The sequence below is a fragment of the Hydrogenispora ethanolica genome (assembly GCF_004340685.1).
In the GTDB taxonomy this organism is placed as follows: Bacteria; Bacillota; UBA4882; order UBA8346; family UBA8346; genus Hydrogenispora; species Hydrogenispora ethanolica.
In genome coordinates this window covers 23,946-48,019 of sequence record NZ_SLUN01000003.1, presented here as the reverse complement: position 1 = coordinate 48,019, position 24,074 = coordinate 23,946, and the positions used below count along the sequence as shown (strand labels likewise).

Below are 24,074 nucleotides of genomic sequence, written 5' to 3'. Positions count from 1 at the left end.
GCTGATCTTACAGCGCGCCGACGATCCGGGTGCCATGCAGCTCCACGGCTCCGGTGGCCGCCGCCACCTGCTCCCGGTTGACCCGGGTAATGCCGCCGCCCGGCATCACGATCAGCCGTTCTCCGGCGTGCTCGACCAGCTCGCGCAGGGCCGCCAGATTGGCCGGGGCCGAACCGGCGCCGCCCCGGGTCAGGATCCGCTCCACGCCCAAACCGGCCAGGATGTCGATGGCCTCCCGCCGCTCCGCGACCTCGTCGAAAGCCATGTGAAACGTCACCTTCATGGGCCGGGCCGCCGCCAACAGCTCTTGCATTTCCGGCCGGGCGATCCGGTTACCCCGGTCCAATACCCCGAATACCACGCCCGCCACTCCCAACTCCCGGCACTTCAGGATGTCGATCCGCATCGCCTGCAACTCGTCGGCGCTATAGACGAAATCGCCGCCCCGGGGCCGGATGATCACATGGATCGGAATCTTCACGACCCGTTTTGCCAAAACAATGACGCCGAGCGAAGGCGTGATTCCGCCCTCCGCCAGATCGGCGCATAACTCGATGCGGTCCGCCCCCAGGGCCGCCGCCTTCTTCGCCTGTTCCAGATCCCCGACGCAGGCTTCGTAGATGGGCATGAGAAAACATCCTTTCAAAAAGCAATTCGAATTCAATCTTTTATCGCTTCTTCCGGTTGTCATTTCATTTCAATATTAAGCTTAAGCCACCGTTTCCTGATTTGCCCCTGATAAACTCCTTTCCTCAATATCCCGGTTTTCCGGCTGGACGATAAAACAAAATAAAGCAATCCCCAAAAGCACCTGGAGCAGCAGATCGAAACCATCGAGGATCACTCCTCCGAAATATTTGAAATCATTCAAGGGTGGCGTGGCTCTGCTTAAAATAAGATTTAAAAATCGCGGGATAAATAGGACTGCGCTGCCGGCGCCGATGAACAGGAGATACTTTACAAAATGCAGCCGAATGAAATTCAAACCTCGTATGAATGACTCAACTACGGTAAGATTATTCGTTATCAGAAAGACCGGAGCTCCCAAAGTCAACACGACGATTGCCGGAGCGATATTGTTAAAAAAAGGCAAAAGCCACTGTAGCGTAGGAAATGAACTCTTCGCCGGTAAAAATTGTAGCATTGTTTGGTAATATAAAATCAGATCCCGCATCAAACTGGGCATTACCAACCATAAATTCAGAAACAACAAGCGTTTTGCAACCATCGCGGTTTGATGTATCCGCGCTTTGACAGCTGCCTGGTCGCCGATAATCAGCCCTTTCATACGCAGCAAAACAAAAGTTTCTATAACCGTTGAAATTATTAATGCCACAAACCGGATTATGCTAAGCGCCCAATTACCGGCGGCAAAGCCAAGTTCCCGGTTTCTCCCGAATATGCCGATGAGGAGTGGGAGAATCATTGCGGCGAGAGCAACCAGAACAATTCTCAAAGTTTTCGCCAACCCTTCCACATTCGGCAAACCCTCTTTTTGCAACCGCGCGATGAGCGGTCGATAGGCCACGAGGCAGATTAGCGCGCCGATGAAAACGAGCTTTCCGGAGAAACTCCAATAAAACCCATCTACGGAATTGATACCGCCAAAAACTGCACCAAGTATATCCTTAAACGTAATCGGCAAACGATCTTCCAGTCCAATAGGATTTGCGCCCTGATAAAGGCGGGTAATTTGCCATTTAGTATAGATGAAAAAGCCAGTTTGAATGAGTTTATCAAATGCGAAAAAACTAAACGGAAGGAAAAATAGCCAACGGTTGGCTTTCATAAGCCTGATTGCCTGCCGAAAATAATACCAAAAGTGGTGGTACGAATCAAATCCCTCCAATGATAAGAGACAACGTATCGTAACCCGTTGATTGATTTTCAGTGCATAAAAAGCAATAACCAAAAGTGCTGCGGCAATGAAGATCAAAAAAGCCCAATCGGGGTTTCTGTGAGCCATCTCATTTCTCCTTCGATATCTCTAAAGCCATCGGGGCCGGATGATCACATGAATCGGAATCTTCACGACCCGTTTTGCCAAAACAATGACGCCGGGCGAAGGCGTGATTCCGCCCTCCGCCAGAACGGTGCATAACTCGATACGGTCCGCCCCCGGGGCCGCCGCCCGCTTCGCCTGTTCCAGATCCCCGACGCAGGCTTCGTAGATGGGCATGAGAAAACATCCTTTCAAAAAGCAATTTAGTCAAGCAAAATAAAAAAACGCGGAAGTAAACCCGCGAATTGCTCAATCCCGCTTATGCGAGGTGTATTGCGGGGTTGTGGTTTCAATCCACGCACCTACGTGAGGTGCGACCAATAGTAGTCGCCGGCTTGTTCGACCCGCTCCAGTTTCAATCCACGCACCTACGTGAGGTGCGACTGTTACCGGAAGGATCTTGCCAAACCGCTTCGGTGTTTCAATCCACGCACCTACGTGAGGTGCGACTGCAGCAATTTAAATGTTTCGGCTGCGTCTTTGGTTTCAATCCACGCACCTACGTGAGGTGCGACGGCGGTTGACTTCAGGTCCTCCGGCTCTTCATAATGGTTTCAATCCACGCACCTACGTGAGGTGCGACAAACGTCCCGGCGATCATAGTAATGCGCGGTATCAGTTTCAATCCACGCACCTACGTGAGGTGCGACTCCAGTATGCCTGGGAACATGTGACGATTACATTCCGTTTCAATCCACGCACCTACGTGAGGTGCGACAAAAAAACGTAGTAATGATAAGGGTTTACCCCGGTTTCAATCCACGCACCTACGTGAGGTGCGACCCGCCGACCCAAACCGTGCATCCGGGCCTTGATGTTTCAATCCACGCACCTACGTGAGGTGCGACGCCGCGCGCATCGGCGGCGCTGACCGCCTCCGTTTGGTTTCAATCCACGCACCTACGTGAGGTGCGACAGACCGGTGTCGTATATATTAAGGTAGGTTTTCATATCGTTTCAATCCACGCACCTACGTGAGGTGCGACAGCATCCCCTTCAAGCCCTTTATTCGTAAAGGATTCGACAACCGTTTCCGCGAACCTCTTTTTTCCTTCCCAAAAAATTGTAAAATTTGAAGCTCCGATCGCTCCAACCCGCGCCGAACCGGCGCCGCGAACCTCCTAGAGAAACCGTGTCCGCTTCCGGTTCGCGGAAACGCGCGCTTCAGCAATGCCAAATGAATCAGCCATGAAGATTTCCATTGTAGAATATGAATCTCCTTTTCTGTTCACGAAGTTCGAAACCAATGGTTCCTCACACCATCCCCCATCCCGGCCCCTCTAATATATCAGTCCATCATCCCTCATGTAAGGTATGGTCTTTCGTCCAACTAGGATATTCTTCATCCTTGTTAGGATGAAAGCCATCCTTGTAAGGGATGCCTCGATCCTTTCAAAGGATCCTGCGATCCTTGTAAGGGATGCCATGATCCGTGTAAGGGATGGTCTTCATCCTTGTAAGGGATCCGATGATCCTTTCATAGGATCTTCGGATCCTTTCTTCCCGAAAGATCATCCTAGCATCCCGGAGCCTTCGGGAACCATCCCCAAGGTTCCGGGATAAAGGACCAAGGCTCGGGGATGCTTCCCCAAACCTCCGGGAAAGAGGACGGAGGCTTCGGGAAGTATCCCCGAAGCTTCGGGAAACTTCCCCGAAGTTCCGGGAAGCTTCCCCAGGTTCCATCCCCGCCGGGGGAAGCACGATCCGGCCGGTTTAAAGAGCGTTCGAACCATGATTCGCCGGATTCAAGGATTCCCGGATGCACACAACCGCTGTTTTCCCCGGCGATCAATGTCCGGCTTGATTTATGATACAGGCAGATATGGCCGGGGGTATGCCCGGGCGTATGGATGGCCACGATCCCGCCGCAATCGGGCACTCCTCCAATATGGTCCATATCTTGATGCGTGATGATGATCTTCGCGAGGCGGCGCTTCCACCGGACCCGACAGCCCCGCATCCACCAGTAACAGCGCCTCGTCATCCCAGAGCAATACGCAAATGGCATAAAAAGGATTTCAAAGAACGGTGTCGAAGATACTCAAATTGACAGAAGTCTATGGCGAAAGTTTCATCATTCTGCAACAAGGTTGGTAACCATGCCCGTTATCGAAGTGGACCGTCTTGCAAAGCATTTTACTTATTACGAGAAGGAACTGGGACTGAAAAACTCCTTGAAAAACCTGTTCCGCCGGCGCAAGCTCGTCAAGGAAGCGGTCGCCGGCATCTCCTTCGCCATCGAGGAGGGCGAGATCGTGGGTTTCCTGGGTCCCAACGGCGCCGGGAAAACCACCACCCTGAAGATGCTCTCCGGCATCCTCTTTCCGAGCTCCGGCCGGGCGACGGTCCTGGGCTACGTCCCCTGGGAACGCAAAAAAGGTTTCAAGATGCAGTTCTCCATCGTGATGGGCCAAAAGAACCAGTTGTGGTGGGACCTGCCCGCCAACGAGTCGCTGTATCTGAACAAATGCATCTACGAGATTCCGGACCGGGAGTATTTCAGCATCCTCGACGAATTATCCGAATTGCTGGAAGTCCGCCAGTTGCTCAAAGTCCAGGTGCGCCGGCTTTCGCTGGGCGAACGGATGAAACTGGAGCTGATCGCGGCCCTGCTGCACCGGCCCAAGGTGATCCTGCTCGACGAGCCCACCATCGGCCTGGACCTGGTCTCCCAGCAGAAGATCCGCAACTTTTTAAAATATTACAATCAGCAGATGAAGACCACCATCATTCTGACCAGCCATTATCTGGTGGACATCGAGGAGCTCTGCAAGCGGACCATCGTCATCAACCAGGGCCAGATCGTCTATGACGGCGAGCTGACCGGCATCAACGGCTTGTTCAGCGAGCAAAAGATCGTCCGGCTGCAGTTTGGGGAGGAGATCGGCCGGGAGCGGCTGGCCGGCTTCGGCGCGCTCAAGGCGTTCGACGGGGTCAGCGCCACCCTGGCGGTGGAGCGGGGGCAGCTCAAAAAGAATTCCGCGCTGATGCTGGAGCACCTGCCGGTGATCGATTTCAATATCGAGGATGTGCCCCTGGAAGAAGGCATCGCCGCGCTTTACCAGCGATAAAATCAACCATGAGGAATCTTCGGGATGCAGAAATATCTTTGTACCTTTCAACTGGGCATTCAAAACGCCATGGAATACCGGGCCAATTTCCTGCTTTCCATGGTCAGCGCAGTCTGGCCCACTTTCATCCAGTTTTTCTTGTGGACCTCCATCTACCGGGGGGACACCGCGGCGGTCATCAATGGCTATACCTATGTCCAGATCATCGCTTACACGCTGATGGCCAACATCGTCTCCCGGCTGATCCGGACCGGCTTTGAGTATGAGATCAATGAGGACATCAAAAACGGCGGGCTGAACAAGTTCATCGTCAAGCCGGTGGATTATTTCTGCTACAAGCTCTCCTCCTTTCTCGGACAGAAATTGATCCAGACCGCTTTTCTGTTGCTGTTGATCGGGGGCGTGCTGCTCCTGCTCCGGCTGCGGTTCGGCATGGCGCTGGACCTCCTGCGGATCGGCGTTTTCTTTCTTTCGCTGCTGTTGGCTTTTTGCTTGAATTTCATGATCTTTTTCAGCGTCGGCATGATGGCCTTCTGGCTGTTTGAGGTGGGCTTCTTATTTGAGGCGATCCGCATCGTCATCATCATGTTGAGCGGCGGCATCTTTCCCCTGGACATCTTCGGCGCCGGAGTCTCCCGGGCCCTCGGCTTCCTGCCTTTCAAATACACCATCAGCTTCCCGGTGGAATTGATCAATAGCCGACTGGAGCCGTTCGCCCTGGGCCGGGGCCTGCTGGTTCAGATTTTCTGGATCATCCTGTTGACGGGCATCGCCCGGCTGCTGTGGCGGGCCGGCAGCAAACGCTACGTGGCGGTGGGAGGTTGAGCGGGATGCGGGAAGCGCTGTCGGAGATGAAAAAACACGGCTATCTTTACGGGCTGTTTCTGAAGAATTCGCTCATCGCCCAGCTGGAGTACAGAGCCAATTTTATCACCGGCATCCTGATGGAATGCGGTTATCTCGTGGTGAAGATCCTGTACGTGGTGGTCTTTTACATCTCCGGCAAGACGGTGAACGGGCTCTCGCCCGACGCCAGCCTCCTATTCATCGGCACTTTCGTGACCATCACCGGGTTTTACGCCGGCCTGTTCATGATGAACTTCTTCGAATTGCGCCACCAGATCAACAGCGGCTCGATGGACCTGCTGATCACCAAGCCGGTCTCGCTCCAGTTCATCCTGACCCTGCGCCGCGCGGACGTGGGAATCATGGCCGTGGATATTCTGGCCGGGCTGGTGATGGTGGCGGTCGGCTGGAGCCGGCTGAAGATCCCCTTCGACCTGGTGAACGCCCTGGGATTCCTGGGTTTTCTCTGCGGCGGGGCCGTGGTGGGCTATGCGCTGTTCCTGCTCCCCCAGATCTGCTCGTTCTGGTTCATCGAGACCAGCGCCATCTCCGAGGTGACCGATGCTTTCTGGGACTTCAATCTGGTGCCGATGCTGGTCTACGACCGCCTGATCCAGCGGATCGGCACCTTCGTGCTGCCGATCTTCGTGGTCACCAACTTCCCGGCCCTGTTCGTGCTGGGCCGGATGAACCGGATCTACATCATCTGGGGGATCGCGGCTCCCTTTTTGATGCTCGGGCTGACCCGGCTCTTCTGGAACTATGCGGTCCGCCACTACACCAGCGCCAGCAGCTAGCGCTACCCGGCGCGGCCATTCAGGCTTTGCAGACAGCGCTCCAGCCGCTCCCGCACCCGTTCCGGCCCCATCACCCGCATGATCTGATAGAGCTCGGGGGTGGCGGTCCGGTTGCACAGGGCGACTCGCAACACCATCGCCACCTGGCTGATGCTGCCCCGGAAAGCCGCCGGGTCCGCCCGGTAGCTCCGGAGATCCCGGGCATAGCCGAGGCGGCCCGCCAGCTCGCGCAACGCGCCGAACCACTCCGCCTGATCCCGGTATTCGCCATGGATCGCCCGGTATTCCTCGAGAATCTCCCGGATCGCCCCCGGTTCCAGCTCCGCCGGAAAGCGATACCCTTCTCCGAGGCCCCCGTAGAACAGCTCATCGTAGAAATACCCGCAATCCTCCTTGAGATCCGACCATTTGGCCCAATCTTTGCGCGGTTTGGCGGAGTCTCGCTCGATGCCCAGCAACTGCACGCTATACTCCGGATAGCAGCGCAGCAAATCAAAAAAGTCCTGGTTCCAGCGCTCGCTCCAGCGGAGCGCCGCTTCGTAAACGGTTTCCGCCGCGTAGCCGGCGATCCGGTTGCGGCTCACATCCAGGAGCTTGGCGGGATCGAACAAAGCCCCCCCGCTGCCGGTCCGCGCGAAGCTGACCGCGAACTGCTCCCAGGAGAGCGCCGGATTTTGGCGCCGCCAGGCTTCGAAATTGGAGTTGAGCAGGTTCAGCAGGTACTCGACCACCGCTTCGCCGGGATAGCCTTGCTCCTGGTAAAAGGCGGTCACGGCGTCGGAATCCTTCCGCTTGCTGAACTTCCGCCGCGAAGCGCCCTCTTGCTTCAGGAGCGGCCCCAGGTGCCCGTAGGCCGGCGCTTCCCAGCCCAAGGCCTTATAGAGCTGCAGGTGCAGCGGGACCGAGGGCAGCCATTCGTCGCCGCGGATCACGTGAGTGGTCCCCATCAGATAGTCATCCACCACATGCGCCAAATGATAGGTCGGCAGGCCATCGGACTTGACCAGCACGATATCCTGAAAGTTATCGGCCATCTCCAGCCGGCCTTTGATCTGATCCTGGAACGCGATCCGCGCGTGCGCCGCCTGCGGCGCCTTCAGGCGGATCACATAGGGCCGGCCCCGCTCCAATTCCGCCCGGATCTGCTCCAGGGTGAATTTCCGGTGCGCCGCCCACCGGCCGTAATAGCCGGACAGCATCCCCGATCGCTCTTGAAGATTCCGCATCCGTTCCAGCTCCGCCTCGCTGCAGAAACAAGGGTATGCCCACCCCCGGCGGAGCAATTCCTTGACAAAGACCCGGTAAAGCCCGGCCCGCCGGCTCTGGAGGTAGGGACCGTAGGCCCCGGTCTCCAGGTTTGCGCCGCGGATGCCCTCGTCGCAGCGGATCCCGAAATAGGCCAATGAATCGATGATCCCCGGGATGCTTGCCGCGATCTCCCGTTTCTGATCGGTGTCCTCGATCCGCAGGTAAAAGACTCCCCCGCTCTGGTGCGCCAGCCGTTCCGAAAATAAGGCCGCGTATAACCCGCCCAGATGCAGCATTCCGGTGGGACTGGGCGCAAACCGGGTGACCATCGCTCCTTCCGGCAGATTCCGCCGCGGATAGGCCGCCAAAACCGCGGCCGGATCCGCAGTCACCCCGGGATATAGCAGTTCGGCCAGTTCAATCGTTTCAGTCATTGCGACTCTCCTCTCTCATCGGTCCCAAAATTAAAAAAACCTCTCGTCCTCGGAAAGGACGAAAGGTTTAAACTCTCGCGGTACCACCTTGTTTGGCAAAATGCCCACTCTGTAAAGCAGCATAAAGAAGAGCGCCCATTGCAAAGAGCTGTGATAAACCAGGCTTAAAAGCCGGAAGGAGTCACAGCGATTGCTTGAAGCAAGTGATAAAGTCGTTTTTGAAATCTTTGCAAGCCGGATCGATTGAAAGAGACTTTATCACCTGGCTTCCATGAGAAGCATCCCCTTCCTGATCTCAACTCCAGGGTTGTACCGTCCAAAAATAAAAACCTTCCGTCCGTTACAGGACGAAAGGTTAAATTTCCGTGGTACCACCTGGCGTTGGCATCGAACGATGCCCCCTCAACAAAGCAGCATAAAGAATCCTCTTTATAGTGCCCTCTTCTGTAACGGGAAGATCCCGGTTAGCCTACTCCGTCTTTCAGCCACTGCTCCAAGGCCTGTTTCATCAAGCTCGACTGCCCAATTTCCACCGGCATGGGCTCTCTGCGGGTCAAGTTCCCTGACTACTCTTCCCCTTCATCGCAATTCCGGATATGAATGATTTGGAAGTATTTTATATTATAGGGAGCGGCAGCCGATTTGTCAAGCGAGAGGATTTCAAATCGCTTCGAAAAAGCTTCGCAATACAATATATTGAATGATATATCCGGGTTACTCACTATATATTGTATTGCGAAGGGAAGGTTATGGTGATTTGAAATTCTCTGAAGCTGCTCCTTACGGATAAAGTTTGACCTGATGCCGCCCTTTCCTTACCTCCCGGGCGAAGTTATATTTTACATACTTTGAAAAATCGTGCCGGTAAAACACGTAAATATCGAGGCTGCGCGCGTCGACGATATAGGAATAGATGGTTTGGTACTGCCCTTCCTGGTGAGTCCGGCGCAACAGCTCCGTGACCGCGGCCAAATCGACCTCTTCCTTCGGGCGCGTCCGGAGCTCCCGATCGACCGTCTGAAAGCGTTCGCAGGGATACCAGCCGACCTTCGGATTGACGACGCTGAAGTTGGTGATCACCTGATAGTTGCGGTCCTTCCGGATAAAGGCATAACCCCGCTCCGACCACTCGATGATGCAGGAAGCGCCGCTGCGATCGGCCACCAGCAGATGCTCCTCGGCCAGATGGGGGCAGTTGTACTGCCCGACCAGCCGGATGGCCTCGGCCACGGTTTGGCACTGCTTCAGGATTTTATAGAAGATATCCTCATCCAGCGTTTTTTTGCCCGGATCATTCCGGAACGGCTGGGGAGTCAAGGAGGCCCAATCCAGACAGACGCCGTGCTCATTCACGCCGCCTTGCGGATAGCCGGGCAGGTAAGCTTCCCAGCCGAAGACGATATAGCCGTAATGCTTCCCGTCGCCCGGCTCGACCCGCATGGCGGGATCGGTGGCGCTCCAATCCTCGTTGCTGGCGAAATAATGAGTGGCGGTCCCGCTCACCTCGAAAATCGTGCAGGCCCAGGTCGGCCCGGCCACGGCCAGCGCCAATCCCCAAACCATGAGAACCCAAACCAGTTTCTTCATCGTCTCACCCCAGTCCCGATTGCTTAAGCCTCGGCCCGGTCATTGCCCCTTTGCAGCCATGCTCCAGGCCGGAAAAGAAAATCGATCTTCATTCCACGGGGATCATTCTGCCTTTGCCGTTTTTTTCCTGCCCATTCTTCCGAAAATCCCAAAAATTGGTCTTTCTTTTCCGGCTCCGCGATGGGACCGTCCGAATATGGAATGTATAGCGCTGGAGAAGGGGAAATATTACCCCTCGCTTGAATTGGCCTTTAAGCTCGCCCGCCGTTTTCAAATCTCCGTGGAGGAGCTCTTCGAATACCAGGAGTAATTGTTTTCCAATTGTTCACCCTCCCCTTGCAGGACTGCCGGCCCGCGCCGTCGAATCACTGTCCTCGGAAAAACCGAAGGAGTGATTGCCATGAAGCCCGCATTGTTAGTCATTGACGTTCAAAAACAGTTCTTTGGCCGCAGTCCGGTCACGGATGAATCGCTGAACCGGGCCATCGTCTTCATCAACGAAGCCATCGCTTTTTTCCGCCGCAAGGGCTTGCCGGTCGTCTGCGTCCAGCATATCGACGAGGAAGACGGCTTGCTGCCGGGGACTCCCGGCTTCGATCTCCCCGAGCATCTGGCCATCCTGCCGGATGATCCGCACATCCACAAAACCTATGGCAATTCGTTCAATAAAACGCCGCTGGAGCAAGTGCTGCGCGATCGCGGCGTCGATACCCCGGTCATCTGCGGTTATATGGCGGAAAATTGCGTCCTCTCCACCTACCGTGGCGCGCTGGACCGGGATCTCCGCCCCATTCTGCTGCGCAACGCTCTGGCCAGCCGCAATCCGGGGAATATCCCCTTTGTCGAGAGCATCAACGACCTCGTCTCGCTCGGCGGCTTGATGAAACTGCTGTCCTAGTTCATTCGCTTGCCATCCGTCCATAACAAAAGCAACTCCCGGATTTTTGAGAGTTGCTTTTTCCAATGTCTTTCCAAATGAAACGGTTCTGACTACCGAATCTCCGGAATCCGCTGAATCTGCGGGTCGGACCAGAGATCCGCTTCATCCCGGCTCTTGGTGGAAAATTCCGATACCACCGCGCCCTCGGGCCCGGCCTGGAACCAGTGCCAGGTGTCTGGGGCCAGCGTGTACTGGTCCCCGGGATGCAGGATGATCTGGTGTCTGGCGGTAAAATATTGCTCCCGCCCCGCCGGCAGCGTCGCCTTGATCTCCGGCTCCGGCGTGGCCGGGCCGGCCACATACAGGTAGACCAGGCCGTAACGGCAGCGGAAGGTCTCTTCCTTGCCGGGCTCGCCCGCCACCGGCGGATGGCGGTGCTCCGGACAGGTCTGCCCAGGGAACAGCACCAGTTCCTTGGCGCAGCACCGATCGGTATTGACATAGGTGACGATCTCCAGGCCGAAGCGGTCCAGATCCTCCAGGCCGAAATCGGCCACTTCCAGATGCTCCTTCTCCCGGTCCGTCAGGACGATGGCGGCTTTTTCAAACAAGGCCAAGGCTCTTTGCTGAGCTTTTTCCCACTGCTGCTTGGTTAATGACATCTCCAAAAACCACCCTTTCCATTTCCGAGTTTTCCGGCTCCTTCTTCAGTATAGCAAAAGTAGCAGGGTTCGCAAGCCCTTTTGGACAGCCGCGCGCTCCCGCGGAGCGGCCGGGTGGTTTGGAAATCACCGGAAGCCCGGTTAATCCCGGCCTTGCCAGGCCGGGAGTTTGGCCATCATGCCCCGGGCGGCGCTATGAGCGGCCTGTTCATCCAGGCCCTGGGTCCGGACGATAAACTCGGTCATCCCGGCCAGCTTCTCCTCATACGACTGCATCGAGCCGTCCGGCCGGGCGCAGTAGCGGCAATAATCCTTGGCCGGATCGGCGCCGGCGAAATCCTCCGGCTGCTCCATGGGCATCCCGCAAGCGATACAAATTTTCACTGTCATCACCCTCCTTTCCTGATGCTATTGGCGATAATCGGCGATCCCCAGGCGGTTCCCGAAGGGATCGAGGAATTCAGCCGCCCAGCCGGTGCGGATCCGGAAAGGCTCTTTCACGAAGCGCACCCCCCCGGCGGTCAACCGCTGATGCTCTTGCTGGACGTCGGCCACTTCGAACCAGATCGCCGGCGCCGCGTCTGGAGCGGCGTTCAGGATGATCGCCGGTTCCGCGTCGCCGACCCGGAAGGCGGTCATGCCCTGCCCGGGAAAGCTGAATTTGACCGGCAGCCCCAGCACGTCCCGGTAAAATTCCGTCCCTTGCCGCAGATCGGCCACTGGGAGCAAAAAATTGTCGTAATTCTTCATCACTCATTCCTACTTTCTGCCCGTTTTTTGAGGCATGATCGCCAGCACCTCCGCCACCAGCGGGCCATAGCGCCCGGCCAGGCGGGACTTGGCCAGGTTGGAGCGGATGATCCGGCCCAGCTCGGGATCAGCGCTGGCGGCGTAATGTTTGAGGAAGGCGAACCCTTCCTGCGGCAGGTGCGCCACGAAGACGCTGAGCGCGTACCCGAGCCCCTTGGACAATGCCTTGAACTCTGCCGTGCGGCGGCCGGCCCGCTCCCGGGCCGGGATCTCATCCAGGATGGCGGCGCTGATTTCCAGGCTAAACGCCGCGATTTCCGGATGCTTCAGGATTGGGGGGTGGGCCAGGGCCGCCAGAAAGCCCCGCTTCTCCAGATCGCTGGACTCCGGGTACCAGAGAGCGAAATGCCGCCGCACCGGCGCGAAATCCCGCTCGGCAATGCGCTGGCAGGCCATTGCCGCGGCTTCGCGGACCCGCCAGCGCGGGTCATTCATGGCCAGCCTGATCCGGTCGATGATCTCCCGCTGCCGCTCCGGGCCGGCGCCGGCATAGTGCGCCCCCATGGCCAGGACGGCGCAGAAGACCAGGTACTCTCGGGGATGATTCATCGGCGCGCTCTCGGCCGGGGTATCCGCCCAGCGCCGCAATAAATCCCACAGCTCCGGGCCTACCGCTTCCCGCTCGAAGCCACCGGCCAATTGGTCCGCCAGGGTCAGATTGCCCCTGGGTCCGGGCAGATTGGAATGGTGGAGCAAAAACTGCTCGATCCGGGGGTATTCGGCGGGAATCTCCAAAAGGGGGATCATTGCCTGCCATTCGTTCGCTGTTTCCATGGTCTGCCGCTCCTTTTTCAGTTTCTCGGAAGGAAAAAGTGCAACTTTGCTGTCCGCCCTGGCGCTTACCGGCCTTCCTCCGCCGCGTCCGGGCGGATCAGTTTCAAGTAATGTTCGAGCAGCTCCGGCCCGTGCCGCTCCAGCACCGACCCGCCGGGGGCGAAAAGAGGGCCGTTGACCAGATAATAGTGAACCAGCCCCAGCCAGGTGTTGAAGAGCAAGTGCAGCGGCATGGGCCGCAGCGTCCCGGCGGCCATTTCCGCCTCGGCGGCGCGGCTCAGATGGTGCGAGGCCGCCGAGTGAATCATCAGCAATGTATTCCGGGCGCTCTCCGGCAACTGCCTGGCCTCCGCCACCAGCCGGGTATAAAACGCTTCGTATTCCTTCATGCCTTGCAGATGGGCGGTTAAAACCGCCCGGACGCTCCCGCCGCCGCCGGCCAATTGGTGCAGGCGCCTGACACTGCGCAGGCCGAACTCCTCGATCACCGCGTTCAACAGCGCCTCCCGGGTGGGAAAATGAGCGAACACCGTGCCGTGGGAGACGCCGGCGGCTTTGGCGATATCGCCGGTGCGCGCCGCCAGCAATCCGTCCCGGGCCAGCAATTGGAAGGCCGTCTCGATCAGCAGCGTCCGCGTGCGCCGCTTCTGTTCCTCGCGTTGGGTTTCCGACAATTTCAATGACTCCTAACTCAATGAGTTTAAACTCATTATAATCCGCGAAGTTTTCCCTGTCAATATCCGATTCCCATTTCTTTCACCGCTGGCGGCGAGGCGAACCTACGGGCGGAGACCGGCGCAACCGGCGGGATTCCCAGTTCGCGACGGCCCACTGCTCAGGAATCTCTGCCATAAAAGAAACTCCCGGAACCGCCGGGGAAAGCGCATTGCCGGCGAACGCGGCATATCCGCCAAAGGAGGGACTTGTTCGGCCCAAGCAACGATGGCAATGACCGCCACAGTTCCTGGATTCACAAAAGTAGGATCATGAGCCGCCGATGATCGATCTTCGTTTACCCAAGGAGCATCTGGATTCACAAAAGCAACTACGGCGGTGAGCGCCACAGTTCCTGGATTCATAAAAGTAGGATCATGAGCCGCCGATGATCGATCTTCGTTTACCCAAGGAACATCCGGATTCACAAAAGCAACTACGGTGGTGAGCGCCACAGTTCCTGGATTCACAAAAGCAGGATCTTGAGCCGCCGATGATCGATCTTCGTTTACCCAAGGAACATCCGGATTCACAAAAGCAACTGCGGCAGTCGCCGCCACAGTTGCCGGATTCACCGGCGGAAGTTTCTCATCCCGGGTCGACGCAGGCGCGGCCCCTGACAGTGGAGCATACGAAGAGGCTGCCGGAACCGGCAGCCTCGGGCGGGGTGAATAACCAGGATTCATTCCGATTCATTGCTCTCCAATGCCAGCAGCGCCGCTTTACAGATGGCTTCCGGCACCGTCAGTTGGGAGGCGGACTCTTCGCCTCCGGCATGGACCTCCGCCTGGCGGCCGGTCCACGCCGTGACTTGGCCTCCTTCATCCAGCATCACTACGAACGGCCAGCCCCGCGAGTTCAACTCCTCCACGATTTTCCAGGCATCCTCCAAATTGGTGGAATACTGCGGCGTCACTTCCGAAAGGGCGTGGTCGCGGATGGCCGGATCGTTCTCGTCCGACCCGGGTGTCCGGATCGTGCCGAATTCCGCAGGCGTTTGATATAGGTAAAGCCGCGGCACGGACATGACCCGCTCCGCCACCCGCCGGTCCAGTCCCGCTCCCGGCGCTTCGTTCATGATTTCCGCTCGTTCTGGCATCCAATGAATCCCCCCATGATTTTTAGCGGCTCCGGCGCAAAAAAGGTGCTTCCGTACCGGCCGTAGCGCTAGTATGCCCAAAACCCGGGCTTTCTGTGACGGAACCGGAACGGGGTTCCGCAAGAATCGGGCCCGAATCCCGGCGCGCTTTGGGACCGGGCTCCATACCCTGATCAGAGGATGCCAAAAACCGGAGCAGCCGTGGGGGTTCCGGCAATGGCCAGAGGAATTGCCTGGAGAGTCTTTGTGGAGGAAACGACCGATGGCTTCTTTTCAAATTTCGGTGCGAGTCTCCGGGCCGGGCCGAGTCCGGTCCAAGCTGAAGATCGCCACCGCCGCGAATGAACCCTTTCCCGACCTGGACGGAATCATGCTGGAGAGCAATCTGATCGACGCCCGTTCCCACCGGCTGCGGATCCAATTCAAGAATCCGCCGGCCGAAACGGTTCCGGAGGCGCCAGCGCCGGAAGAGCGTAACAGCTTTTGGGAGAAGGTCCGTTCCCGCCTGGGCGGCGTGCAGCTGCACCTGCCGTTATAGGGGAAGGTAAAAGAGTCCTCAACGCTTCAGCGGCTTCAGGACTAGCCGGGCCGGTCGCTTATCCAACTGCTGCAGCATTTCGAGGATGGCCCCGGCCAACAGGAGCAATCCGCCCAGCCAGACCAGGTACATATGGCGCAAGAACCGGGCTTTGAGCCGGATCCGGCCATTCTCCTCATAGCCCGCCACTAACAGCCGCAACTCCTCCGCCCGGTCGGCATGGATCCGGGTCCGGGAGCGGGTGCGGCCGGTGGCCGGATCCTGGACCATTTCGGCGTTGGCCAGGAAATGCTCCCTGGCTCCGCGCTTCACTTCCAGCCAGGCCGTATACTTGCGGGTCCCGCCGGGCTGCGGCTCGATGCGCAGACCGCGGTAGACGATCCGGTACTCCCCGGCCGTCATGGCGTCGCCCGGTTCCAGGACTTCTTCCGCGCCCGCCGTGGTCAGCAGGGCCGAACCGAAGCCGATGACCGTAATCAGCGCCGCCGAACGGATCAGGATTCCGGAACGGTTCCTGGCAGCGCCCAGCGCTTCCCCCAGGCCCATCCAGAAGATCAAGGTATTGACCAGGGCCATGGCGGTCCCGGCGATCAGCAGCCTGAACAGCAGCGGCCGGTCCGCCGCTTCCGGAAATAACCCGATCACCAGCCCGATGGCCAATCCGGGGCCGATGGCCCAGAGCCGCCGGCGCAAAGGAACGCTCCGCCCACCGCCCAGCGCCGGCTCCAGTCCCAGTCCCAGGACGAGCAGCAGGCTGAGCCAGCCCAAAATCTGATCCATGTTGGCGGCGAAGATCAGCTGCGGCATGACCGTTCCGGCGAAGATCAGTCCGGCTCCGGCCGCCAGGCTCAGACGAAACCCGGCCTGCGCCGCGACGCCGGAGCGCCGTTCCCGGCCGATGACGGCGAGCCCGACGATGGCCGCGCCCAACGCGATGCAAAGGCAAAGCCAAGCCAAGAGTGTCATCGGTTCCTCCCCTCTTCCGATATGCCGTGACAGTAATCGGAACTTTCACTCAAAGGACGGACCGTCGCCGCAAAAGGTTCAGCCGGGCCGATTCTTTTCCAAAAAAATTCAAGTCCGCCCCGGATAAAAAAGAAAGAGCCGGTGTAAACCGGCTCCTGGTCGTCGCTTCTTATTCTTTTACCGGCCGCATCAGCGGGAAGAGAATGACATCCCGGATCGACGGCGAATCGGTCAACAGCATCACCAGCCGGTCGATGCCCATGCCCATGCCGCCGGTGGGCGGCATCCCGTATTCCAGGGCGTTGAGGAAATCCTCGTCCCAGACCATGGCCTCTTCGTTGCCTTTGGCCTTCTCCTTGGCCTGCGCCACGAAACGCTCGCGCTGATCGACGGGGTCGTTCAGTTCCGAGAAGGCATTGGCCATCTCCCGGCCATAGACGAAGAGCTCAAAGCGGTAGGTCAGTTCGGGATTGTCCGCTTTTCGCTTGGCCAGCGGCGAGATCTCGATCGGGTAGTCCACCAGGAAGGTGGGTTGCATCAGTTTGGGCTCGACGTATTCGGAGCAGATCTCGTCCAGCACCATCCCTTTGGTGGCTTTGGGGTCGATCTTCAGCCCCAATCCCCGGGCGGCGGCGACCGCCGCTTCATCGCTGTCAATGGCCAGCCAGTCGATGCCGGCGTAATTCTTAATGGCCTCGGTGATCGAGAGCCGGGCGAAAGGCGGGGTCAAGTCGATGGGCGTGCCCTGGTATTCGATGCGGGTGGTGCCGCAGACCGCCATGGCCGCCTCGGCGATGATCTGCTCCGCCAGCTCCATCATCACCTCATAATCGGCGTAGGATTGATACAGCTCCATCATGGTGAATTCCGGATTGTGCCGGGTGGAGATCCCCTCGTTCCGGAAACAATGGCCGATCTCATAGACCCGGTCGAAACCGCCGACGATCAGCCGCTTATGATACAATTCCAAGGCAATGCGCAGGGTCAGGTCCAGATCCAGGGTATTGTGGTGGGTTTCAAAGGGCCGGGCATGGCCGCCGCCCGCCAATACGCTCAGGACCGGAGTCTCGACCTCCACAAAATTCTTGCCGTCCAGCAGCCGGCGGATGGTGCTGATGGTTTTGGTCCGTTTCAGAAACGCCTCCCGTACCTCGGGATTGGAGATCAGATCCACGTACCGCTGCCGGTAGCGCAGGTCCGTATCTTTCAGGCCGTGCCATTTGTCGGGCAGGGGCCGCAAGGCCTTGGCCATTATCTTGAAGCTGGCCAACTGCACGCTGATCTGGCCGCGATGGGTCTTAAAGACGGTCCCGGTGGCGCCGATGATGTCCCCGAGATCCAGGTCGAGGAAATCCTGAAACGGCGTCTCCCCCAGTCCGTCGATTTTGCCGTATAACTGAATGGTGCCGCTCTGGTCGGACAGATTGGCGAAGAAAGCCTTGCCTTGATCCCGTTTGGCGATGAGCCGCCCGGCGATGGTCACCGTCTGCCCCTCCAGCTCCGCGAAGCGGTCGGTGATCTCCTGCAGGAGATGGGTCCGTTCGAACCGTTCCCCGTAAGGGTCAATGCCTCTGTCGCGCAACATGTCCAGTTTGGCGCGGCGCAGTTCCATCTGTTCGCTTGTCTTTTGTACTTCCGAGTCCATTCCTTTTCTACCCCCATCCCGATCGAAGCGAACCCCACGCGGAGCCGCCAAGATACGATTCAATATGAATAAAACTGTTCCATCCCGGGAGGGCATGGAAAAACAGCGCCGGTAACCGGCAGTTGAAACAGTAGGTCCTATGGGAAAAACGATGTCCGAACCGTCCCTGCCGCATGATATCAAACGGCGAGGCGGATCGGGTAAAAAACGGGAGTGGTTCTCACCACTCCGTTCACTTGACGCCTTTGATTTTGTATTGGAGTGTGCCCATTGGCACATTGATATTCACGACGCTGCCCACCTTTTGCCCGACGAGGCTCCGGCCGACCGGGGATTCGTTGGATATCCGGAATTGCAACGGGTCCGCTTCCGAAGAGCCGACGATCATATACTCAACTTCTTCGCCGTTGTTGACATCCTCGAGGGTAACTTTGGAGCCAACCCGGACGACTCCGGCCTGAACCTCCTGCTCATCAATGACCTTGGCATTACGGAGCATTTTCTCAATATCGAGGATCCGGCCTTCGTTGAACCCTTGCTCATTTTTGGCATCCTCATATTCGGAGTTCTCACTGATATCCCCAAACTCCAGCGCTTGCCGAATTCGTTCGGCGATCTCCCGACGGCGAACCGTTTTTCTCTGCTCCAGTTCTTTCTCCAGCTTGTTCAATCCATCGAGTGTGAGAATGACTTCTTTGTCAGTGCTAGCCATAATCTCGCTCCTTTCGGGCCAGGCGAATTCTATGTTAATATATGTCCACCTAAAAGAGATTATTCGAAAAGGTTCCTACCCTTCATCCGCTCTGGCATACTCCGTGAATAATAAACAGGAAGCACCGGACTGCAGTAGTCCCAGTGCTACTTGAAACATTTTTTATTATAATCGAAACCGTTTCCCCTGTCAAGAAAAACCACCATCGGGCCCGGCCCCGCCGGCGTTTTAAAGCCCTTGGTCCGGGGACTCAGACGTTGATCTCGAACCCCAGCTCCCGCAGGAGTACCGCCAGTTTGAAGACGCGTTCCAGGGGCAGATCCGAGCCGTACCAGAAACCGAGATTCAGTTCGAAATAGGAGCGGATCAGGGCCTCGCCCAAGGCGGGGTAGACCGGCAGCATCCCGTGGCGGTCGCGGACGGCGATGGTATGCTCGATATTGATGCTGTTCAGCGAGGGGTAGGTCTGAAACAGTTCGCACCAGATGGCCCGGCGGGAACGGCGGGGCAGCTCCAGGTTGGGGGTGGGCCCGCACTTAATGATGATCCGAGCCCCTTTATAGTCGGGCGGCGGCGCGGCGTAGATCTGCGGCGAAATGCCCGTCTCATAGACCACCAGTTCGGCGGTTCGTTCCAGCAACCGGGTATTGGAGGAGACCAGGATTAGAAAACGCAGTTCTCTGGCGACCAAGCGGGCGCAGGCGATCCCCAGATTGCCCTCTTCCCAGATGATCATCGCCTTGGCCTTCTGCGGCGCGATATCGTAATTCTTGATCAGTTTCCGGAAACGTTTCAGGAATAATAACATTTCCAGGGCTTTCCCGTCGCTCACCCCCGGAAAATTCGGCAGGTTGAGCACTTGATTCGAGGGATAAAAGTACGTCCCGGGATCCAGGCCGACCACTTTGACCTGGCGCTCGGCTAGGTCACCGACGAGCTTCTCCCAGATCTTGACGGTTTTTTGCTCATTCCAGACCCGCAAAGCAGGCTCGGGGATCCGCCACCCCCAGCCCCGTATCTCTTCCCGGGGCAGGACCCCGGTCAAGGGGCCGGCCGGCAACGGCCCGAACCAGTAGCGCCACCGCTCCGGGATCAGCCGCTCCCAAAGGTCGCGGGGTTGTTTCTGCCCCAATAACTGCGAGATGATTCCGAAATTGCCCATTCCTCCACCGCCCCTCTGATACATATGAGGAGCGGCGGCGTTTTATGAGTTACACCCTCCGCCGCGGAGGAAGCGGAACGGCCCGTTGCAACGCGCGTTACAACGGGCCGATGGGTTCCGTTCGGTCGAACCGGGTGTTATTCATCCGAAACGGACCACCCGCGGTTCGAAATGCAACCGGTCCAACAGCTCCAGATAATCGGCCTCGGTCAATTCGGCCGGACGCTTTCCGGAACAGGAGACCAGCAGGGCCTCGATGACATTGGTGCCGAACGAACGCCCGCCGAACTCGGGGGTCGAGGTCACCAGCATGGCAGCGCCGCGGCGTTTCAACTCGGCGAGATCGGCGGCGGTCACGGTGTTGGTGACGATGATTTTCCCCTGCAAACTCGGGGGCATATATTTCTTGATATACAGGAAGTCCCCGGCGATAATGTCGGCTTCCTCAAAAAACGCGCGATATTTGGGGGAATTCTCCTCCTGTTTGGACCCGGTCGGATAGAGCATGGTGAAGGGCAGCCGGGTGATGACTGGCAAGGCGGCATTGGCGATCCGCCGCAAGCCTTTCAACGTGCGCAGCGGAATCGGGATCCCCAGCGCAAAGAGGAGATCCCCGAAGACCATCCGGCACCCGGCCGCGTCAAAAGCCTCGGCCATCCCGAAGCGGTCCACCGCCGAAACCATCAGCACTCGCTTCTCGGGCAGGGATACTCCCAGGCGCTCGGCCAGATACTGCACGACCCGGCGCTCAAGCGTGTTTTTCAGTCCGCTGCCGTCCATGATCGGCGTCTGCCGGGCCGCTTTGGCGATGCGGGCTGCATCCCGGATGACGTACCGTTTCTCGCCGGCCACCAGGTACAGGTCGATCCCGCCCATGCCAAAGGCCGCCACTTGACCGTCCAAGCTTTTGATCAAGCCAATCGCCTTCTCCAGATCTCCGTCGGTGCCGATCCGCTCCACGACCAGCTTTTCGCCGCAAAATTCGACTTCGGCGCGGTGATCGCGGCTGGAACTGCCCAGGCTAATACTGACAATCCGTTTCAATGGGGGACCTCCTCATTCAAAGCATCCGGCAACGCTCGAAAAATGTCCTTCGTCAAGCTCGGCCGGGGCCACGCCCAGATCGGCGGCGTATTCCCGCAACAATTGGAGCAAGGCCGGGAGATCGGCGATGGCGTTAACCCGTTCCCGTAGCCTGGCCGAACCGGGCACTCCCTTGAAGTACCATCCGAAATGCTTGCGCATCTCTTTGATGCCGCGCAGCTCGCCCGAGTATTCAACCTGGAGCCGGAGATGCTTCAGCACCACCCGGAACTGCTCCGCCAGCGACGGGTCCGGCGGCAACTCACCGGTCGTCAAAAAAGCCGCCGCCTGCCCCAGGAGCCAGGGACGGCCCAACGCGGCCTGGCCGATCATCACCCCGTCGCAACCGGTCTCCTCGATCATTCTCCGCGCGGCCTGCGGCGAATCGACATCGCCGTTGCCGATCACCGGAATCGCCACACTCCGCTTGACCCGGGCGATCCATTCCCAAGCGGCCCGGCCTTGATAAAACTGGTTGCGGGTCCGGGCATGAAGCGTCACGGCGGCGGCGCCGTTCGTCTCGGCCAGCCTGGCCAATTCCGGGGCGACGATATGGTCGTCGTCCCAACCCAACCGGAATTTGACGGTGACCGGAACCGCCACGCTGGCCGCTACGGCCCGGATGATCTCTGCCGCCAGCGGCAAGTTATTCATCAGGGCCGAACCCTCGCCGTTGGATACCACTTTGGGCACGGGACAGCCCATATTAATGTCGATAATGTCGGCGCCTTCCGCCGCGACCCGCTGCGCCGCCTCCGCCATCAAAACGGGATCGGATCCGAAGATCTGCATGCTGAGCGGTTTTTCCTGCGGCGATACCCGGATCATGGCGTAGGTCTTCTCGCTCTTAAAATGCAAAGCGGCGGCGCTGACCATCTCCGCGCAGAGCAGGCCGGGACGGTACTGCTTTACGATCCGCCGGAAAGGCGGATCGCCGACTCCGGCCATGGGCGCCAACACCACCGGATTCTCCAGGCGCAGCGTGCCGATGATCAGCATTCGGTCCGCTCCTCCCCGGTCAAAAACCGCTGGTAGGCCCGGATCGGCTCGGCTTCCGACTCCACCGCCAGGCGCACCCCCTCGGCGGTATACTCCTCTTCCAATATCCGGAACTGCCGGTGCAAACGGTCCAGCATGCCGGCTTCGCTGAACGGAACCAGCAAACGGTATTCCCCCATCCCGGCCGAGAGTCTCCGGCGCAGCGCCGTCAATAACTCGGGGATTCCGGCGCCGCTCGCCGCCGATACCGGAACCGCCGACCACTGATGGGAGAGCCGTTGGATCAGCGGTTCCGAATCGAGCAGGTCGATCTTGTTGAGCACGGCCAAGGTCTCCTTGGACTCCGCGCCGAGCTCGGCCAGGACCGCCCGGACCGCGGCATGGCGGCGCTCCAGATCCGGCGCGCCGGCATCCATCACATGCAGGATCAGATTGGCCCGCAGCGTCTCCTCCAGAGTGGCTTTGAAGGCTGCTACCAGTTGATGCGGGAGATTGCTGATGAAGCCGACCGTATCCAAGAGGATGGCGGTCCGGTGGCGATCCAACGCCAGCTGGCGCGAGAGTGGATCGAGCGTGTCAAAGAGCCGGTCCCGGGCCGAAGTTCCGGCGTCGGTCAAACGGTTGAAGAGGGTCGACTTCCCGGCATTGGTGTAGCCGACCATGGCAATGGTGGGAATCCCTTTTTTCTCCCGCAAATGCCGCTGGACGGTCCGGTTTTGCTGCACTTCGGCCAGTTCGGAACGGAGATCGGCGATTCTGCGCCGCACGGCGCGGCGGTTCGCTTCCAGCTTGGTCTCGCCGGGACCGCGGGTGCCGATCCCGCCGCCTTGCCGGGAGAGGGCCAGACCGGTCCCTCCCAAGCGGGGCAGGCTATAATTTAACTGGGCCAATTCCACTTGGAGCTGGCCCTCGCGGCTCCGGGCGCGTTGCGCGAAGATGTCCAGGATCAGATCGGTCCGGTCGATCACCCGCACCCGGACCTGGTCCTCAAGGTTTCGGACCTGCACCGGCGACAGTTCCTGGATGCTGATCACCAGGTCGGCTTCGGCCGACCGGACCAGTTCCGCCAGGGCTTCCGCTTTGCCGCTCCCCAGAAACAGCGCCGGATCCGGCGTCTCCCGGGCCTGCAGCATCCGGCCGGCTTCCTCCGCTCCGGCCGTCTTCACCAACTCAGCGAATTCGTTCCATTCGTACTCCAGGATCCGCTCATCGGCCCGCGGAGACGATAATCCTATCAAAATGGCCTTCTCCGGCCGGTTATCCACCGTGTCAATCATGCGTTCTGGTTCATCCCGTAGATCAAGCGGAGACCCTCCAAGGTAAGATAGGGGTTGATGCGATCGATCATTTTAGTATCGCCGGCGATGAGCTCGGCTAAACCACCCGTGGCCACCACCAGGGGATTGCAGTTCATTTCGGCTTTGATCCGGGTGATCAGGCTCTCCACCATGCCGATATACCCGAAGAACAACCCCGATTGGATGCTGTTGACAGTGTTTTTGCCGATCACGGTCCTGGGACGGACGATCTCCACCCGGGGCAGCTTGGCGGTACGAATGAACAAAGCTTCGCTGATGATGCCCAGCCCGGGCGCGATCGATCCGCCCAGATAGTCCCCTTGAGCGCCGATGGCGCAAAAGGTGGTGGCCGTCCCGAAGTCGATGATGACGAGCGGCGGCCCATACAGCTGAATGCCGGCCACGGCGTTGACCACCCGGTCCGCCCCGACCTCGCGGGGATTCTCATACTTGATGACCAGGCCGGTTTTGACCCCCGGTCCCACTTCCCTGGGACGAACTCCGAAATACTTTTCGATCATCCCGGCGAACAGCCCGGTCACCGGCGGCACCACGCTGGAGATGATGGCCGATTCCACCCGGCGGTGGTCGAGCCCGGCTTCGCTAAAAAGACTTTTGACGAGGATCCCGTACTCATCGACTGTCTTCAGGCGATCGGTGGCCAGCCGCCAATCGGCCAGCAATTTGGCGTCCTCGTAGACGCCCACCACCGTGTTGGTATTGCCGATATCCAAAACCAGTAACATC

Annotated in this window: 26 protein-coding genes, 1 CRISPR repeat array and 1 other annotated feature; of the genes, 6 read left to right on the top strand and 20 right to left on the bottom strand. The window is 58.6% G+C overall.

Going from position 1 to position 24,074, the window contains the following annotated elements; genetic code table 11:
* Nucleotides 1-7: 7 nt before the first annotated feature.
* The 3 genes from EDC14_RS03465 to EDC14_RS03455 form a co-directional block, all read right to left on the bottom strand.
* Complete coding sequence (locus tag EDC14_RS03465) at nucleotides 8-628, bottom strand: copper homeostasis protein CutC (RefSeq protein ID WP_132012806.1); 621 nt, start codon at nucleotides 626-628, stop codon at nucleotides 8-10.
* An 81-nt stretch (nucleotides 629-709) separates the two neighbouring features.
* Entirely contained in the window at nucleotides 710-1,966 is a 1,257-nt protein-coding gene (locus tag EDC14_RS03460) for a hypothetical protein (RefSeq protein WP_132012805.1), read from the bottom strand.
* A gap of 21 nt (nucleotides 1,967-1,987) precedes the next feature.
* The gene (locus tag EDC14_RS03455) at nucleotides 1,988-2,179 is read right to left on the bottom strand and encodes a copper homeostasis protein CutC (RefSeq protein ID WP_132012804.1); all 192 of its coding nucleotides are present in this window, start codon (nucleotides 2,177-2,179) and stop codon (nucleotides 1,988-1,990) included.
* A 109-nt stretch (nucleotides 2,180-2,288) separates the two neighbouring features.
* Nucleotides 2,289-2,988: a CRISPR direct-repeat array (repeat unit 32 nt; unit sequence GTTTCAATCCACGCACCTACGTGAGGTGCGAC).
* A gap of 1,113 nt (nucleotides 2,989-4,101) precedes the next feature.
* Here EDC14_RS03455 and EDC14_RS03445 point away from each other — a divergent pair.
* The 3 genes from EDC14_RS03445 to EDC14_RS03435 are packed head-to-tail and all read left to right on the top strand — an operon-like array spanning nucleotide 4,102 to nucleotide 6,716.
* Nucleotides 4,102-5,073 (top strand): ABC transporter ATP-binding protein, encoded by a 972-nt coding sequence (locus tag EDC14_RS03445; RefSeq protein ID WP_132012803.1) that lies wholly within the window; start codon nucleotides 4,102-4,104, stop codon nucleotides 5,071-5,073.
* Between the two features lie 24 nt (nucleotides 5,074-5,097).
* Nucleotides 5,098-5,898 carry an ABC transporter permease gene (locus EDC14_RS03440; RefSeq protein ID WP_132012802.1) on the top strand — a complete coding sequence of 267 codons (801 nt, stop codon included), beginning with the start codon at nucleotides 5,098-5,100 and terminating at the stop codon, nucleotides 5,896-5,898.
* A gap of 5 nt (nucleotides 5,899-5,903) precedes the next feature.
* A complete protein-coding gene (locus EDC14_RS03435) occupies nucleotides 5,904-6,716 on the top strand; it encodes an ABC transporter permease (RefSeq protein WP_132012801.1) in 813 nt (270 codons plus the stop codon).
* Nucleotides 6,717-6,718: 2 nt separating this feature from the next.
* Here EDC14_RS03435 and gltX read toward each other — a convergent pair whose 3' ends face one another.
* Together gltX and EDC14_RS03425 are read right to left on the bottom strand one after the other, a co-directional pair.
* The gene (gene gltX / locus EDC14_RS03430; protein WP_132012800.1) at nucleotides 6,719-8,398 is read right to left on the bottom strand and encodes a glutamate--tRNA ligase; all 1,680 of its coding nucleotides are present in this window, start codon (nucleotides 8,396-8,398) and stop codon (nucleotides 6,719-6,721) included.
* 340 nt (nucleotides 8,399-8,738) lie between these two features.
* Nucleotides 8,739-8,990: a binding site (T-box leader), on the bottom strand.
* A 188-nt stretch (nucleotides 8,991-9,178) separates the two neighbouring features.
* The gene (locus EDC14_RS03425) at nucleotides 9,179-9,985 is read right to left on the bottom strand and encodes a carcinine hydrolase/isopenicillin-N N-acyltransferase family protein (RefSeq protein WP_132012799.1); all 807 of its coding nucleotides are present in this window, start codon (nucleotides 9,983-9,985) and stop codon (nucleotides 9,179-9,181) included.
* A gap of 196 nt (nucleotides 9,986-10,181) precedes the next feature.
* Here EDC14_RS03425 and EDC14_RS27180 point away from each other — a divergent pair, with 196 nt between their 5' ends.
* Both EDC14_RS27180 and EDC14_RS03420 read left to right on the top strand, forming a co-directional pair.
* Nucleotides 10,182-10,295, top strand: coding sequence for a helix-turn-helix transcriptional regulator (locus tag EDC14_RS27180; RefSeq protein WP_424337392.1), 114 nt, complete (start codon nucleotides 10,182-10,184; stop codon nucleotides 10,293-10,295).
* Between the two features lie 90 nt (nucleotides 10,296-10,385).
* Nucleotides 10,386-10,883: a cysteine hydrolase family protein gene (locus EDC14_RS03420; protein WP_132012798.1), complete on the top strand. Its 498-nt coding sequence runs from the start codon at nucleotides 10,386-10,388 to the stop codon at nucleotides 10,881-10,883.
* A gap of 92 nt (nucleotides 10,884-10,975) precedes the next feature.
* On the opposite strand, the gene EDC14_RS03415 is transcribed toward EDC14_RS03420, so the two are convergent.
* The 7 genes from EDC14_RS03415 to EDC14_RS03385 form a co-directional block, all read right to left on the bottom strand.
* Complete coding sequence (locus EDC14_RS03415) at nucleotides 10,976-11,527, bottom strand: D-lyxose/D-mannose family sugar isomerase (protein ID WP_132012797.1); 552 nt, start codon at nucleotides 11,525-11,527, stop codon at nucleotides 10,976-10,978.
* A gap of 141 nt (nucleotides 11,528-11,668) precedes the next feature.
* Nucleotides 11,669-11,911: a zinc ribbon domain-containing protein gene (locus EDC14_RS03410; protein ID WP_132012796.1), complete on the bottom strand. Its 243-nt coding sequence runs from the start codon at nucleotides 11,909-11,911 to the stop codon at nucleotides 11,669-11,671.
* A gap of 24 nt (nucleotides 11,912-11,935) precedes the next feature.
* Complete coding sequence (locus tag EDC14_RS03405) at nucleotides 11,936-12,277, bottom strand: VOC family protein (RefSeq protein ID WP_132012795.1); 342 nt, start codon at nucleotides 12,275-12,277, stop codon at nucleotides 11,936-11,938.
* Between the two features lie 9 nt (nucleotides 12,278-12,286).
* A complete protein-coding gene (locus EDC14_RS03400) occupies nucleotides 12,287-13,111 on the bottom strand; it encodes a HEAT repeat domain-containing protein (protein WP_132012794.1) in 825 nt (274 codons plus the stop codon).
* Between the two features lie 65 nt (nucleotides 13,112-13,176).
* A complete protein-coding gene (locus tag EDC14_RS03395) occupies nucleotides 13,177-13,785 on the bottom strand; it encodes a TetR/AcrR family transcriptional regulator (protein ID WP_132012793.1) in 609 nt (202 codons plus the stop codon).
* 105 nt (nucleotides 13,786-13,890) lie between these two features.
* Entirely contained in the window at nucleotides 13,891-14,400 is a 510-nt protein-coding gene (locus tag EDC14_RS03390) for a hypothetical protein (protein ID WP_132012792.1), read from the bottom strand.
* 107 nt (nucleotides 14,401-14,507) lie between these two features.
* Nucleotides 14,508-14,924, bottom strand: a complete 417-nt coding sequence (locus EDC14_RS03385; RefSeq protein ID WP_132012791.1) for a BC1872 family protein — start codon at nucleotides 14,922-14,924, stop codon at nucleotides 14,508-14,510.
* Nucleotides 14,925-15,186: 262 nt separating this feature from the next.
* Here EDC14_RS03385 and EDC14_RS03380 point away from each other — a divergent pair, with 262 nt between their 5' ends.
* Entirely contained in the window at nucleotides 15,187-15,462 is a 276-nt protein-coding gene (locus EDC14_RS03380; protein ID WP_132012790.1) for a hypothetical protein, read from the top strand.
* Between the two features lie 18 nt (nucleotides 15,463-15,480).
* On the opposite strand, the gene EDC14_RS03375 is transcribed toward EDC14_RS03380, so the two are convergent.
* The 8 genes from EDC14_RS03375 to EDC14_RS03340 form a co-directional block, all read right to left on the bottom strand.
* Nucleotides 15,481-16,428: a hypothetical protein gene (locus tag EDC14_RS03375; RefSeq protein ID WP_132012789.1), complete on the bottom strand. Its 948-nt coding sequence runs from the start codon at nucleotides 16,426-16,428 to the stop codon at nucleotides 15,481-15,483.
* Nucleotides 16,429-16,597: 169 nt separating this feature from the next.
* Nucleotides 16,598-18,073, bottom strand: a complete 1,476-nt coding sequence (lysS, locus tag EDC14_RS03370; protein ID WP_132012788.1) for a lysine--tRNA ligase — start codon at nucleotides 18,071-18,073, stop codon at nucleotides 16,598-16,600.
* Nucleotides 18,074-18,305: 232 nt separating this feature from the next.
* Complete coding sequence (gene greA / locus EDC14_RS03365; protein ID WP_132012787.1) at nucleotides 18,306-18,785, bottom strand: transcription elongation factor GreA; 480 nt, start codon at nucleotides 18,783-18,785, stop codon at nucleotides 18,306-18,308.
* Nucleotides 18,786-19,035: 250 nt separating this feature from the next.
* Nucleotides 19,036-19,947 (bottom strand): hypothetical protein, encoded by a 912-nt coding sequence (locus EDC14_RS03360; protein ID WP_132012786.1) that lies wholly within the window; start codon nucleotides 19,945-19,947, stop codon nucleotides 19,036-19,038.
* A gap of 141 nt (nucleotides 19,948-20,088) precedes the next feature.
* Nucleotides 20,089-20,991 carry a quinate 5-dehydrogenase gene (locus EDC14_RS03355; protein ID WP_132012785.1) on the bottom strand — a complete coding sequence of 301 codons (903 nt, stop codon included), beginning with the start codon at nucleotides 20,989-20,991 and terminating at the stop codon, nucleotides 20,089-20,091.
* Nucleotides 20,992-21,003: 12 nt separating this feature from the next.
* Nucleotides 21,004-22,029 (bottom strand): tRNA dihydrouridine synthase DusB, encoded by a 1,026-nt coding sequence (gene dusB / locus EDC14_RS03350; protein ID WP_132012784.1) that lies wholly within the window; start codon nucleotides 22,027-22,029, stop codon nucleotides 21,004-21,006.
* The gene (hflX, locus tag EDC14_RS03345; protein ID WP_132012783.1) at nucleotides 22,023-23,306 is read right to left on the bottom strand and encodes a GTPase HflX; all 1,284 of its coding nucleotides are present in this window, start codon (nucleotides 23,304-23,306) and stop codon (nucleotides 22,023-22,025) included. The genes dusB and hflX overlap by 7 nt, the downstream gene beginning before the upstream one ends.
* The gene (locus EDC14_RS03340) at nucleotides 23,303-24,073 is read right to left on the bottom strand and encodes a type III pantothenate kinase (RefSeq protein WP_132012782.1); all 771 of its coding nucleotides are present in this window, start codon (nucleotides 24,071-24,073) and stop codon (nucleotides 23,303-23,305) included. The genes hflX and EDC14_RS03340 overlap by 4 nt, the downstream gene beginning before the upstream one ends.
* Between the last annotated feature and the right edge of the window lies 1 nt (nucleotide 24,074).